Origin of the sequence: Cohaesibacter intestini, from assembly GCF_003324485.1 — a bacterium.
Taxonomy (GTDB): domain Bacteria; phylum Pseudomonadota; class Alphaproteobacteria; order Rhizobiales; family Cohaesibacteraceae; genus Cohaesibacter; species Cohaesibacter intestini.
In genome coordinates this window covers 116,855-130,419 of the sequence record NZ_QODK01000002.1, presented here as the reverse complement: position 1 = coordinate 130,419, position 13,565 = coordinate 116,855, and the positions used below count along the sequence as shown (strand labels likewise).

Sequence of the window (13,565 nt, the reverse complement as noted above, 5' to 3'; positions counted from 1 at the left end):
TCCTCCGCAATGAAGGATAAGCCCGCCTCGGGTGCTTGACAAGATTGGACGTACCTGGTGCACCTGCCTTTGGGAGCATCTCCTTTCGGCGGGCATGTTGGGCTGTGCGTTAGCCGGTGATCATGGCACGGACACCGTCGGCGATGAACTGAATGGCCAGCGCCGAGAGCAGCACTCCGAGCAGGCGGGTCAGAATGTTGCGGCCACTGTCACCAAGGGCCTTTTCCACCCAGCCTGCAATGGCAAAGGTGAGCAACACCAGCAGAAGCACGCTGGCAATGATGGCAAGAATGGAGGTCATCTCGACCCAGTTGGTGGACTGGGAAGACAGAAGCAGCACCGCCGATATGGCACCAGGGCCCGATATCAGCGGGATGGCCAATGGGAAAACTGCAATGTCGTGCATTTCATCGTCGGACAAGGCTTCCTCAGCAGATTTTGATTTGCGCTCCTTGCGTTTCTCGAAAACCATTTCAAAGGCAATGAAAAAGAGCAGCAAGCCACCGGCAATCCGGAAGGCGGGCAGAGAGATGCCAAGCACTGACAGGATGATCTGGCCGACAAAGGCAAAAGTCAACAGGATGCCCGCGGCCACAATCACCGCGCGGGTTCCGATCTTGAAACGTTCCTGCTTGGATGCGCCACTGGTGACCGCCAGAAAGATTGGCGCAAGGCCGATCGGGTCGATGGTCACGAACAGGGTAACGAAGGCATTCAGCAATGTATCAAATGGCAGCATGTCTCACTTTCCCGCATTTTTTTTGCGCCTGATGGCAAGGGCTGAAACGCTGAGGAAACGGTCCGCCAACAACATATGGAAACCACTCGCATATCAGGAATGGCCCTAGTCGACAATGTTCAGCCTATTTGCTAACAGGGCAAGAGCAAAATTTTGATGTGGCGGCGCAAATCGTTTATACAGAACTACCTTTTTGACAGGGATTCGAGACACTCCTTTGACAGACAAAAACATGAACGATTCGGGCGACGGACTAACCGTCGATATCAAGCCCACTTCCATCACGGATGAAATGAAGCGCAGCTATCTCGATTACGCCATGAGCGTGATCGTCAGCCGTGCCTTGCCCGATGTGCGCGACGGCCTCAAGCCGGTGCATCGACGCATTCTTTATTCCATGCATGAGAATGGCTACGAGTGGAACAAGCCCTACCGCAAATCGGCCCGTGTGGTCGGTGACGTGATGGGTAAGTATCACCCGCATGGTGATAGCGCGATCTATGAAGCCCTCGTGCGCATGACGCAGAATTTCTCTCTGCGCTTGCCGCTGATCGACGGGCAGGGCAACTTTGGCTCTGTTGACGGCGATAGCGCGGCTGCAATGCGTTATACGGAATGTCGTCTGGAAAAGGTCACCGAGGCCATTCTCGGCGATCTTGACAAGGATACCGTTGACTTCCTCGATAACTATGATGGATCCGAGAGAGAGCCTGGTGTGATGCCAGCCCGCTTCCCGAACCTTCTGGTCAACGGGGCGGGTGGTATTGCTGTCGGGATGGCGACCAACATTCCACCGCACAATCTGGGTGAAGTGATTGATGCCTCGATTGCCTTGATCGACAATCCGGCTTTGTCGGCTGAAGAGTTGCTCGAATATGCACCGGGTCCGGACTTCCCGACCGGCGGCATCATTCTGGGCCGGGCAGGCATCCGCAGCTATTACAATACCGGTCGCGGATCGGTGATGATGCGCGGCAAGGTTGATGTCGAGGAGATCCGCAAGGATCGCATGGCGCTGATTGTCACCGAGATCCCGTATCAGGTGAACAAGGCAACGATGATCGAGAAGATCGCCGAGGCGGTGCGTGACAAGCGTATTGAGGGTATTTCCGATATTCGCGATGAATCCGACCGTCTGGGTATGCGGGTTGTGGTCGAGTTGAAGCGCGATGCGGTGCCTGATGTGGTGCTCAATCAGCTTTATCGCTTCAGCCAGTTGCAAACTTCGTTTGGCACCAACATGGTGGCGCTGAATGGTGGCAAGCCTGAACTGATGAATTTGCGTGACGTGCTGCATGCCTTCAACCAGTTCCGGGAAGAAGTCGTCAGCCGCCGGACCAAATATCTGCTCAATAAAGCCCGTGATCGCGCCCACATTTTGGTCGGCTTGGCGATCGCGGTTGCCAATATTGACGAAGTCATTCGCACCATTCGCAATGCGCCTGATCCAACGACCGCGCGTAACCAGTTGATGGAACGCCGCTGGCCGGCCACGGATGTGGCGGATTTGATCCTGTTGATCGATGATCCGCGCCATCGGATCAATGACGACGGCACTTACTATCTGTCAGAAGAACAGGCCCGCGCCATTCTTGAATTGCGTCTGGCCCGTTTGACGGCAATCGGTCGTGACGAGGTCGGCGATGAGCTGAATGCGCTGGGTGAGAAAATCACCGACTATCTCGATATTCTGCGCTCGCGTGAGCGGATCTATTCCATCGTCAAGCAGGAAATGCTTGATCTGAAGGAAGAATTCGCCACCCCACGGCGCACCGAGATTGTCGAAGGTGGCGCCGACTTTGACGATGAAGACCTGATCCAGCGTGAGGAAATGGTGGTGACCGTATCCCATGCCGGTTACATCAAGCGTGTGCCGCTCTCCACCTATCGCGCCCAGCGCCGTGGTGGTAAGGGACGCTCTGGCATGGCGACCAAGGATGAGGATTTTGTCACGCGGCTGTTTGTGGGCAATACCCACACGCCGGTGCTGTTCTTCTCCTCGCGCGGCATTGCCTACAAGATGAAGGTCTGGCGTCTGCCATTGTCCGCTCCACAAGGCAAAGGCAAGGCTCTGATCAACCTTTTGCCGTTGCAGCAGGGCGAACGCATTACCTCGATCCTGCCATTGCCTGAGGATGAGGAGAGCTGGGAAACCCTCGATCTGATGTTTGCCACCATCTCCGGATCGGTGCGCCGCAACAAACTGTCTGACTTCAAGTTGGTCAATCGCAATGGCAAGATTGCCATGAAGTTTGAAGAAGGGTCCGATGATGGCATTGTCGGGGTTGAGACCTGCAACGCAGATGATGATGTGTTGCTGACGACGGCCAATGGCCAGTGCATTCGCTTCCCGGTAGAGGATGTGCGCATCTTCCAGAGCCGTGGCTCAACCGGTGTGCGCGGCATTCGTCTCGAAGAGGATGATAAGGTCATTTCCATGTCGATCCTGCGTCACTTCGATGCTACGCCGGATGAGCGCAGTGAGTATCTGCGTCGGGCCAGTGCGATGCGCCGTGCCTTGACTGGCGAAGAGACCGAAGATGGCTCAGAGCTTGAAGCAACTGCAGTAGCCGGCGCTGAACTTGGCGACAAATATGCCGCCATGGACGCAGCCGAGCAGTTCGTGTTGACCATTTCTGAGAATGGCTTTGGCAAGCGGACCTCGTCCTATGAATATCGGACCTCGGGTCGCGGTGGCAAAGGCATTGTTGCCATGGCCGTGAATGACCGCAACGGCCCGCTGATTGCCAGCTTCCCGGCAGAGGAAAGCGACCAGATCATGCTGGTGACCGATGGTGGTCAGCTGATCCGCTGTCCAATCGATGGTATTCGTATTGCGGGGCGCTCGACGCAGGGCGTGACAGTGTTCAAGACCCGCGAAGGCGAGCGCGTGGTGTCCGTGGAGAAAATCTCCGAGGAAGATCACGAGGTGGAAGATGCTGATGAGCTGGATGGGGACGCCGAGGGTGGTGCAACGCCTCCAGACGCCGAACCATCTGGAGATGAAAGCTAATCTCCCACGGAAACTATGTGCGACAAGATAAAAAAGAAGGCCCGCAAGACGGGCCTTTTTTATTGGTCAGATGGTCAAGATTGCATGGGCTGGCAACTGCACAGGACAGAATCTTGTGTTCTGAGTATCGAAGAAAATGGAAAATGCTCTGATACTTCGCTCTGGCACGTGGTGCCTGAGCTATGCATGATCGCTAAGAGAAATGGCGTGTTCTCAAGAGCTCAGTTGACCAGCGCGAGCTCGCTGCTGCAGGAGCTGGTGCCTTTTTGGGCGACGCAGGCGCCGGAGTTCGACTCACCGAAGAAGCCCAAGCTCGAAATGTCGAGTGGAGTGCCATAGCCATCAGACAAGGCTGACGTGCCGCTCAATGCAATGAATCCAAGCCCCATCACGCAAATCATGATGCCAGTTGCCACGAAGAATTTGGTTTTTTCCATAGAAGCCATATCAACATCCCCAAATTATCAGCATTATTACGAAATCAACGTTAAAAAATCTTTTATCGAAACCTATATGAAGTAGGGCTGAGCATCGTGTTCATCTCCTATTCATTTTTACGGATGTCTCTCATTATTCGTTTTGGAAGGCAAGCCTGAATTCGAGTATTGCACTATTGACAGCGTTGTATATTTCCTGTCTTGAAAAGGGCAGGCACGCAATGCAATGGAAGCAGACAATGTCAAAGAAAGTCGCCCTTTATCCCGGATCCTTTGATCCGATCACCTTTGGTCATCTCGATATTGTCCATCGCGCCTGCCATCTGGTTGATGAGTTGGTGCTGGCCATCGGGGTGCATCATGGCAAGGCCCCGTTTTTCACGCCAGAGGAACGTCATGACCTTATTCATGCGGTGGTCTCGCCGATTGCCGAAGAAACGGAAACCGAGCTGAAAGTGGTGACGTTTGATGATTTGGTGATCAATGCCGCCAAACGATCCGATGCGACCATTATGATCCGTGGGTTGCGCGACGGCACCGATTTTGATTATGAAATGCAGTTGGCGGGGATCAATGAAACATTGGCGCCGGAAGTGCAGACCATTTATTTGCCATCAGGCAGCTCGGTACGCCATATTGCTGCCAGTCTGATTCGTCAGGTTGCCGTCATGGGGGGCGACATTTCACCCTTCGTGCCCGATGTCGTTAAAGCGGCCTTTGACAAAAAGCTCTCTAGCTGAACGGAAAATACATGACCCTTACCCGACGCTTGTTTCTGACTGCTGGTCTTCTGGCTACTCTCGTTTGGAGCGGATCGCAGACTGCCTTCGCGGACGAAAAGGACAATATGCTCTATCTTGACACGGTGCATGGCCGTGTTGTCATCAAGATGCGGCCGGATCTTGCCCCCAATCATGTGGAGCGGATCAAGACACTGGCCCGCAAAGGCTTTTATGACGGGTTGAAGTTCCATCGTGTGATTGATGGCTTTATGGCCCAGACTGGCGACCCGCGTGGCAATGGCACCGGGGGTTCGGATCTGCCGGATCTCAAGGCCGAGTTCAATGCCCGTCCGTTTGAACGCGGCGTGGTGGGCATGGCGCGTTCCTCATCTCCGAACAGTGCCAACAGCCAGTTTTTCATCATGTTCAATCGCGCGTCCTGGCTCAATGGCCAATATACGGTCTGGGGTGAAGTGACCGAAGGCATGGAATTCATTGATCGCCTGAAAAAGGGCGAACCGCCTGCAAATCCCGACGTTATAGTCAAGATGCAGGTTGCAGCTGACGCCGAATAATCCTAGCAATTCAATATGTAAGGGCTGTTGCCAAGACAGGCCTTTGCAAACAGCTCCGATATCCATCGCAGAATGGAGCGGGGCCTACTCTCTTAGAAAAGGAAGAGACAAGTGGCAGAGATCAAAGATCCCGAAAACACCCTGATCATGGAAACCACCAAGGGCAAAGTTGTCATCGCCCTGCGTACGGACCTTGCTCCGGCCCATTGCGAGCGCCTCAAAGAGCTGGCGCGCGAAAAATTCTATGACGGTATCGTGTTCCACCGGGTTATCGATGGCTTTATGGCTCAGGTTGGCTGCCCTCATGGCACCGGTACCGGTGGTTCTGACAAGCCTGACCTGAAAGCTGAATTCTCCACCACCGAGCATGTGCGCGGTTCCTGCTCGATGGCCCGTGCGATGAACCCGAATTCTGCCAACAGCCAGTTCTTCATCTGCTTTGACCGTGCCCCTTGGCTCGACAACCAGTATACCTACTGGGGTGATGTGATCGAAGGCATGGAAAATATCGACGAAATCAAGCGTGGCGAGCCGGTGCAGGATCCTGACAGCATCGTTTCCATGCGCGTCGCTGCTGACGTCTAAGACCGTTCTCGAAGCCCGGACCTTGCATGAGTTACGACATTCACTTTCCTAAAATGCGCGTTGCTCGTTCTTGTTGCGATTTTGAAGCAATTAAAGCTTTTTATTGCGAGGGTCTGGGCTTCGCTCTTCTTGGCTCCTTTGAGGGGCATAACGGCTTTGATGGCCTGATCATCGGTCACCCCAATGCCCCTTATCATCTCGAATTCACCATTGAGCATGGTGTGACGGCGCCGCGGGCGCCGGATCATGAGGCTTTGCTGGTTTTCTACCTGCCTGAGCGCGAAGAATGGCAGAAACGGGTTGATATGATGCGGCAGGCAGGATATGAAGCCGTCCCATCCAACAATGACTATTGGGATCAGGTCGGGATCACCTTTGAAGATCCGGACGGATACCGTGTTGTTCTGCAAAATCGCGCCTGGAGCACTTGATGAGCCATGCGCCCATCGATGACTGAGTCAATTCATGCGCGTCGACCTCTTCGACTTTGACCTTCCCGCCGAGAATATCGCCTTGCGTCCGCATGATCCGCGCGACGAGGCAAAGCTGTTGCTTGTGCCACCATCCGGTGCCTTCGAAACTCACCGGGTGCTCGATCTGGCTGACTTTCTGCAGCCCGGCGATGCTTTGGTGTTCAATGATACCAAGGTAATCCCGGCGGAAATGGCAGGAACCCGGGTGCGCGGTGATATTCGCGCCGGCATCCATTTCAATCTGCACAAACGCGAAGATCTGGCAACCTGGCGTGCCTTTGCCCGGCCGGCTAAAAAGGTCCAACTTGGTGATCGGATCGAGTTTGGCTCCCATCTGAGCGCGCGCATCCTTGAGAAAGGGGATGCGGGCGAGGTGGTGTTGCAGTTTGACGCCGAAGGGGCGTCGCTTGATGCTGCGATCGCCGAGGTGGGCCATATTCCGCTACCGCCTTATATCGCGTCGAAACGCGCCGAGGATGAGCGCGACAAGACCGACTATCAAACCATCTATGCCCGAGAAGAGGGCGCGGTTGCAGCACCAACCGCCGGGCTGCATTTCACCGACCGGCTTTTCGATGCGCTGGATGCCAAAGGTATCGAACGGCACTTCGTGACTTTGCATGTGGGGGCAGGGACTTTCCTGCCGGTCAAGGCGGATGATACCGAAGACCATGTGATGCATGCGGAATGGGGCGAGATCAGCCCTGAGATGGCCGCCAGATTGAACGAAGTGCATGCGCGGGGCAATCGGATCATTGCGGTCGGTACGACCTCTCTGCGGCTTCTGGAGAGCGCGACGGATGAGGCGGGTGTCGTGCAGCCCTTCTGCGGTGATACCGCCATTTTTATCACACCGGGCTATCGCTTTCGGGCGATTGATGGCTTGATGACCAATTTTCATCTGCCAAAATCCACCCTGTTCATGCTGGTTTCTGCCATCATGGGACAGGAACGGATGCAGTCAGCCTATGCGCATGCCATCAAGAACGGCTATCGCTTCTATTCATACGGGGATTCCTCGTTGCTGCTGCGCCCTTGAGGTTGCCTGCGCCGGGAAAGAAAGACCAGACAATGACCGACATGACACCGAACAGCACACCTGCCATTGACGCCGACCGGATGGGGCTGGGCCAGCCTTTACAAGATCCGCGCGCAACGGAGTTCAGCTTCAAGCTATTGGCGCAGGATGGCAAGGCACGCCGGGGTGAAGTCTCCATGCCGCGTGGCACGATCCGCACGCCAGCCTTCATGCCGGTTGGCACCGCTGCGACCGTGAAGTTCATGTATCCGGGTCAGGTACGGGACTTGGGGGCCGACGTCATTCTGGGTAATACCTACCATTTGATGTTGCGGCCCGGTGCAGAACGGATTGATGCGCTGGGTGGTTTGCACAAATTTGCCAACTGGCCTTACCCGATCCTCACGGATTCCGGTGGCTTTCAGGTGATGTCACTCGCTCAGTTGCGCAAGATGAGCGAGAAGGGTGTCGAGTTCAAATCCCACATTGATGGCGCCAAATATATGATGACGCCGGAGCGGTCGATTGAAATCCAGTGTCTGTTGGGCTCTGATATCCAGATGCAGCTGGATGAATGCACCAAGCTTCCGGCGAGCGAAGAAGAAATCGAAAAAGCCATGCAGCTGTCCCTGCGTTGGGCCGAGCGTTGCAAAGTGCAATTTGGTGACCGTCCGGGGCAGGCGATGTTTGGCATTGTGCAGGGGGGCGACGTGCCGCGTCTGCGTGAGGAGTCGGCCTTGGCCCTCAAGGCGATGGATCTAAAAGGTTATTCGATTGGTGGTTTGGCAGTGGGTGAGCCGCAAAATGTGATGCTTGACATGCTGGAGCTGACCTGTCCGATCTTGCCGGAGAATAAACCACGTTATTTGATGGGCGTTGGCACGCCGGACGATCTGATCGAAGCGGTGAGCCGTGGGGTCGACATGTTTGATTGTGTGATGCCGACCCGTGCCGGACGCCATGGGTTGGCCTATACGCGCTTTGGCAAGATCAACTTGAAGAATGCCCGTCACAAGGACGACCATCGTCCGCTTGACCCGGAAAGCAACTGCCCTGCCGCTCGTGACTATTCGCGTGCCTATCTGTATCACCTCGTCAAATCAAACGAGGCGCTTGGTTCAATGCTGCTGACCTGGAACAATCTGGCCTATTATCAGGCTCTGATGCAGGGCATGCGGGATGCCATTGAAGCGGGCCGTTTTGCCGATCACAAGGCCGAAGTCAAGGAAGGCTGGGCACGCGGCGATCTGCCTGCCCTTTGATAGGAAAGCTTCCGTTCGTTCTGAAAGGGTGGCCTTGTGAGGGATCTGATATCCCTCACAACAGGTCGATATGGGCGTTAGGCTGGATCGCCCGGGGCAAAGACAATAGCGCTTGAAATGATCCGCCAGTCGCTGTCGCCAAGATTTTGCAGGCCATAGGACAACCGCCAGCGCTTGCCGCGTCTGTCAGTCAGATAGCCATGCTGGATGGGGACTGATCCATCAAGGCTAATGTCTGAAAAACGAAAATCTTCCGCAAAGACGACCGGCAAATAGCGGATTGAGAAGAAGATCAGCATTTCGTCAGGGGAATTGAAGGCGGCCTGAGTCTTCTTTGTGAATGTCTTGTGAAACAGGTCGGCACGTTGCTGGTTGAGGCTGGCAATGTGCATTTTGACGACGAACTGAATGGCCGCACGATCCACTTTCGTCAAAACCAAGAGGTTGGACGGGGCGATGTCGGGTTCTGTCTGTGCGTCCGGCACGTTGGCTGTGACGGCCTTGGCATCGTCTGCCTTGGACGATGTGGAATAGGCAATGGTGCCAACCGCCATGAGAGCGGCAAAGAACAAGCCTCTGACCCACATTGCCATCTTGGTTTGCGCAGGTTTGTCCTGTTGCGCTGATTTTGAATGTTCGGTTTGCCAATCGGCGAAACCGCTGCTGGTTTCGTGTTTCATAATGATTCTCCGATTTCTAAGTGGTGGCGTCTCCTCTGTTATTGCTTCGGTCAATTTTTGGATTGGTCGAAGTCTTCCCTATAATGTAGCGCAAAAATTGCGCTTCATCAGTAAAATCACGAATATGTTAAAGGAATTGAAGTCACTGCCTCATCCAGCGCGGTGGAGAGAGGGCGCAAAAAGTGCGTCACAATCGTGCAATTTCAAGTTATTAAATTGTCACATGTTGCGTTGGAGGATGCAGGCTGGAGCGCTGTGAATAACTCTTGTTTCACGACGCTGGGCACAGCTTGAGGCTCTCCATACAGGACACAAAGCCGCAGCTGGAAGGAATCACAATAGGATTTCAGGAAGAAGAAATGGAAATGGTATGCCCGGAAGGATTCGAACCTTCGACCGTCCGATTAAAAGTCGGATGCTCTACCAACTGAGCTACGGGCACCTGTTCCGTGTTTTCTAAAGCATGAAGCTTTCAGAAAACTTACCACTTTTCACTCAAAACCAGACCGAGGACGCTTTTTGAGCGAACCATACAGTCCCGATTATGAGGGAGATTGGTATGCCCGGAAGGATTCGAACCTTCGACCGTCCGATTAAAAGTCGGATGCTCTACCAACTGAGCTACGGGCACGCCTTGTGTGGTGAGCGCCTTTTTAAAGATATTTTCAGGTCAGTCAACACCCACAGGGAATTCAATCTATTTTTCGTGGGAAAACTCTCAAGTGGTCATAACAGCGTGATTTCCGGGTTTCGAATGGCTGCGATTGTCGGTCTTATATCATATATCATAGCATTTGCCGCCGCGGTGAGGGGATTTGCCGCAAGCTTTCCGATTTGTCACCTTTCCATCCCTTGCTTTGGTCGCCATTGCCTGCAATAGGGAAAGACAGTGGTGCCTGCGGAGCTGGGGCCTCTCGCGACTGTGATTGGACGAGAGGGGGAAGCCCACTTACATGATGGCGCAATAGGCCAGACTGTGGCCTTTAGGTGCAGGCTGCTGTCTGGCGCGCAATGTCGGCGGGCAGGCAATGAGAAATACGAGGAGAAGCATATCCGATGGCCTTTGACGTAACCTATCCCGGCGCTTTGCTGGCGGGCTTCATTTCCTTCGTTTCTCCCTGCGTCTTGCCTTTGGTGCCGCCCTATCTTTGCTATATGGCGGGCGTGTCGATGGACCAGTTGACCGGGACCAATGACAAGCAGCGGGCGGCGAGCCGGATCATCCTGTCTGCTGTTGCCTTCGTGCTGGGCTTCACCACCGTCTTTGTGCTGCTGGGGGCCGGAGCGTCGGTCATTGGCCAATATCTCAAGCTCTATTCAGGCATTCTGTCCTATGTGGCAGGCGCAATCATTATCGTCATGGGGTTGCATTTTCTTGGCGTGTTTCGGATTGCCTTTCTGTATCGCGAGGCGCGGGTCAATGTGCAGAGGAAACCCGCCGGTCTGCTCGGTGCCTATCTGATCGGCCTTGCCTTTGCCTTTGGTTGGACCCCATGCATCGGACCGGTGTTGGCGACGATCCTTGCTGTGGCGGGAACCGAGGAAAGCGTGCAACAGGGCATGTTGCTTTTGACGGTCTATAGCCTCGGTCTCGGGATCCCGTTTTTGCTGGCTGCAGCTTTCGCCGGACAGTTTCTGGGCATGATGCAGCGTTTCAAAAAGCATATGGGGCTGGTTGAAAAGCTCATGGGCGGTCTGCTGGTCGTGACCGGGATTTTGTTCGTCACCGGTCAGGTGCAGAATGCCGCCTTCTGGCTTCAGGAAATGCTGCCCGCCCTCAATAATCTTGGCTGAGGCGGGCGCACGCATCCTGTTGGCTAGGCCTGTTGGGCCTTGCGGAACAACTGTCTTGCAGGAAATGTTGCCATAATCACCCCTGAGAGCACCAGCACCAGTCCAACCATATGGAAGGTGTGGAACTGCTCGCCAAGGAACACAACGGCGAGTACCACCCCGACTGGCGGCATGAAATACATGAAGATGCCTGCCGTCGCTGGGCCGAGGGTCTTGATACCAAACTGGTAGGAGATAAAGGCCAGCACGGACGAGATGAAGGCCAGCCCCATCAGGCTCGCCCATTGATCCTGTGTGGTCGGAAAAGCCCCGGTCGTGCCCAGCTCCCAGATCATGAAGGGCACCTGTATCACCGCGCCAATCAAGGCAACAATGGCGAACATGCCAACGGTCGGCACGGGGCGCAGGGCTTCATTCTTCCATAGCACGGAGTAGATGGCCCAGGCGGTTGCAGCAATCACGAACAGCAGATCTCCGCTGTTGAACTGCACTGCCATCATAGCCGTCAAACTCCCTTTGAAAATAATGAAGAGAATGCCGCAGATCGCCGCGATGATTCCGAGAATTTCGCGCAAACTGATGGCTCGGCCACGGAACAGCCATTCCATCAGAATGATGATGACCGGGGCGGCGGTGTAGATCAATGTGCCGTTGGTTGCTGAGGTGTTTTTCAGCGCCCAGTAGACCCCCGTACCGCACAGCCCCATGGCGAGAAAGGCATTGAGAGAAATCAGCTTCCATTGTGCCATCAGAAGGTGCCGGTGATTGGCCATCGCCCGCCATGCCATCGGCAGGATGATCAGGAAAGCCAGCCCCCAGCGAAAGAATGTCAAGGTGAAGGGTTCAATCGAGCGCACCGCGATCGAGCCAATAATGATATTGGAGGAAAAGAAAAAGGGACTGGCTGCGAGCAGCAGATAGGCAAGGAGATGCGGTGACACGGGGTGGCCTCTTCAGCTGGCAAAGAAGGGATCGGCAAGGGTGGCGCAAAGCTGAAGGCATGTCAGTCTTGAAATGGGGACTGATTGCTCAGGGCGTTTACGTAAGATGAGTTGCTTTTATACGTCTCTTGGTCGCGGCGCAATCCGTCTTGAGACGGGATGACAGCCCGAGCGGGTGGAGGGCACAAAATGCTCTAGCGGCTTGCCAGTGCCTGTCCCTGATAGACGGAAACCCGACAGGCATAGCCACGAAACTTCAACTGTGCGCACAGGTTGGCTGCTTGGGCTGCGTTCTGGATCGGTCCTACGATCAGATCGAGGGACAGTTGGTTGTTGGCGTTGCGGACCATCTTGCTCAGAGGTTTCAGATCGCCGACGATCGCGCGTTGTGAGATCGAGACTTCTTTCCATGCACCTTCGAGATCAGCGATGGAGATGAACTGCCCCAGATCCAGTCCGAAGGAGGTTTGGCTGGAATTGAGCGCCTGTTGCGGGGCATCCACCACTTCGCTTTTTGGCTTGAGGCCCTCATGGGCTTTTTGCAGCACGGCTGGACGCTCGTTTGGCTTGATCTTTGGCAGCATCATATGGCCATTGGGTCCCTCAACCGTCAGATCCATATTCAGTGGTTCCTGAGAGACTTTTACCGCAGACTGGGGCTTTTTCTGAAAGGGATCGAAAGCAGGGCCACTTGGTGGAATCGGGCTGGTCGGCGCAATGGAGCCAGTGGCGGTGTTGTCGATCGGCATGTTGTTGTCTGCAGAGCGTGGCCAAAGAACCCGGTCATCGTCGCGTTTCGGCAAGGTCACAACGCGGACCGGCGCATTATCCGTTGTTCGGGGCTGTTCCAGTTTGGCCAGACGCTGTTTCAAGAGATCATTTTCGCTGCGCAGACGCTTGGTGCTCACATGGAAGGCGGCAACTTCACGCTTTAGGGCTCTCAGTTCGGCCAAAACATCGCGGATCTGGTCCGATTGATGGTTTACCTGATCGGAGAAAGGATTGAAGCTTTCATTCTGGCGGGCAACCGGATTGTTGATTTGGGGATCGTGCGGCCGGACCGTTCCGGTGCTCTGGCGGTCTATGCTGCCGGTCACAAGGCGTGAATCGTCGTTGCCCAGTGATGCTACTACACTGGGGCCTGTCGCGGAATCGCCGGTGTCATCCACCATCGTCAAGGCAACCAAGCCGGTCAGGACTGCCGCAAATGCCCAACCTGCCATCATGGCTACATCGAAGATGGCTTTGCCTGGCCGCGCCATTACAAACTGCCTCCTTCACGCGCGAATCTGTGTTTCACGCTCCGTTAAGCAAAGTCTTTTTTTG

General features: G+C 54.8%; 13 protein-coding genes and 2 tRNA genes. 8 read left to right on the top strand and 7 right to left on the bottom strand.

Annotation, left to right across the window (positions count from 1 at the left end; all coding sequences use genetic code 11):
* Positions 1–109: 109 nt before the first annotated feature.
* Positions 110–739, bottom strand: coding sequence for a MarC family protein (locus DSD30_RS06150; protein WP_114008762.1), 630 nt, complete (start codon positions 737–739; stop codon positions 110–112).
* Positions 740–971: 232 nt separating this feature from the next.
* On the opposite strand from DSD30_RS06150, the gene gyrA reads away from it, so the two are divergent.
* The gene (gene gyrA / locus DSD30_RS06145) at positions 972–3,752 is read left to right on the top strand and encodes a DNA gyrase subunit A (protein ID WP_114008761.1); all 2,781 of its coding nucleotides are present in this window, start codon (positions 972–974) and stop codon (positions 3,750–3,752) included.
* 221 nt (positions 3,753–3,973) lie between these two features.
* On the opposite strand, the gene DSD30_RS06140 is transcribed toward gyrA, so the two are convergent.
* A complete protein-coding gene (locus DSD30_RS06140; RefSeq protein ID WP_114008760.1) occupies positions 3,974–4,198 on the bottom strand; it encodes a hypothetical protein in 225 nt (74 codons plus the stop codon).
* A gap of 230 nt (positions 4,199–4,428) precedes the next feature.
* On the opposite strand from DSD30_RS06140, the gene coaD reads away from it, so the two are divergent.
* The 6 genes from coaD to tgt all read left to right on the top strand — a co-directional run bounded on the left by coaD (position 4,429) and on the right by tgt (position 8,824).
* Positions 4,429–4,929 carry a pantetheine-phosphate adenylyltransferase gene (coaD, locus tag DSD30_RS06135; protein ID WP_114009624.1) on the top strand — a complete coding sequence of 167 codons (501 nt, stop codon included), beginning with the start codon at positions 4,429–4,431 and terminating at the stop codon, positions 4,927–4,929.
* Between the two features lie 11 nt (positions 4,930–4,940).
* Positions 4,941–5,486: a peptidylprolyl isomerase gene (locus tag DSD30_RS06130; protein ID WP_114008759.1), complete on the top strand. Its 546-nt coding sequence runs from the start codon at positions 4,941–4,943 to the stop codon at positions 5,484–5,486.
* A 111-nt stretch (positions 5,487–5,597) separates the two neighbouring features.
* A complete protein-coding gene (locus DSD30_RS06125; protein WP_114008758.1) occupies positions 5,598–6,071 on the top strand; it encodes a peptidylprolyl isomerase in 474 nt (157 codons plus the stop codon).
* Between the two features lie 26 nt (positions 6,072–6,097).
* A complete protein-coding gene (locus DSD30_RS06120; RefSeq protein WP_171021954.1) occupies positions 6,098–6,502 on the top strand; it encodes a VOC family protein in 405 nt (134 codons plus the stop codon).
* Positions 6,503–6,536: 34 nt separating this feature from the next.
* On the top strand, positions 6,537–7,583 hold the full coding sequence (gene queA / locus DSD30_RS06115; protein ID WP_114008756.1) for a tRNA preQ1(34) S-adenosylmethionine ribosyltransferase-isomerase QueA: 1,047 nt from the start codon (positions 6,537–6,539) through the stop codon (positions 7,581–7,583).
* A gap of 80 nt (positions 7,584–7,663) precedes the next feature.
* Complete coding sequence (gene tgt, locus DSD30_RS06110) at positions 7,664–8,824, top strand: tRNA guanosine(34) transglycosylase Tgt (RefSeq protein WP_114009623.1); 1,161 nt, start codon at positions 7,664–7,666, stop codon at positions 8,822–8,824.
* Positions 8,825–8,901: 77 nt separating this feature from the next.
* On the opposite strand, the gene DSD30_RS06105 is transcribed toward tgt, so the two are convergent.
* The 3 genes from DSD30_RS06105 to DSD30_RS06095 all read right to left on the bottom strand — a co-directional run bounded on the left by DSD30_RS06105 (position 8,902) and on the right by DSD30_RS06095 (position 10,135).
* On the bottom strand, positions 8,902–9,504 hold the full coding sequence (locus DSD30_RS06105; protein WP_114008755.1) for a DUF4864 domain-containing protein: 603 nt from the start codon (positions 9,502–9,504) through the stop codon (positions 8,902–8,904).
* A 366-nt stretch (positions 9,505–9,870) separates the two neighbouring features.
* Positions 9,871–9,946 (bottom strand) — tRNA-Lys (locus DSD30_RS06100).
* A 113-nt stretch (positions 9,947–10,059) separates the two neighbouring features.
* A tRNA-Lys gene (locus tag DSD30_RS06095) sits at positions 10,060–10,135 on the bottom strand.
* A 425-nt stretch (positions 10,136–10,560) separates the two neighbouring features.
* Between DSD30_RS06095 and DSD30_RS06090 the strand changes: the two genes are divergently transcribed.
* Positions 10,561–11,298, top strand: a complete 738-nt coding sequence (locus DSD30_RS06090) for a cytochrome c biogenesis CcdA family protein (protein ID WP_114008754.1) — start codon at positions 10,561–10,563, stop codon at positions 11,296–11,298.
* Between the two features lie 23 nt (positions 11,299–11,321).
* Here DSD30_RS06090 and DSD30_RS06085 read toward each other — a convergent pair whose 3' ends face one another.
* Together DSD30_RS06085 and DSD30_RS06080 are read right to left on the bottom strand one after the other, a co-directional pair.
* Positions 11,322–12,239 (bottom strand): DMT family transporter, encoded by a 918-nt coding sequence (locus DSD30_RS06085; RefSeq protein ID WP_114008753.1) that lies wholly within the window; start codon positions 12,237–12,239, stop codon positions 11,322–11,324.
* A gap of 194 nt (positions 12,240–12,433) precedes the next feature.
* A complete protein-coding gene (locus tag DSD30_RS06080; RefSeq protein WP_114008752.1) occupies positions 12,434–13,501 on the bottom strand; it encodes a hypothetical protein in 1,068 nt (355 codons plus the stop codon).
* Positions 13,502–13,565 lie beyond the last annotated feature (64 nt).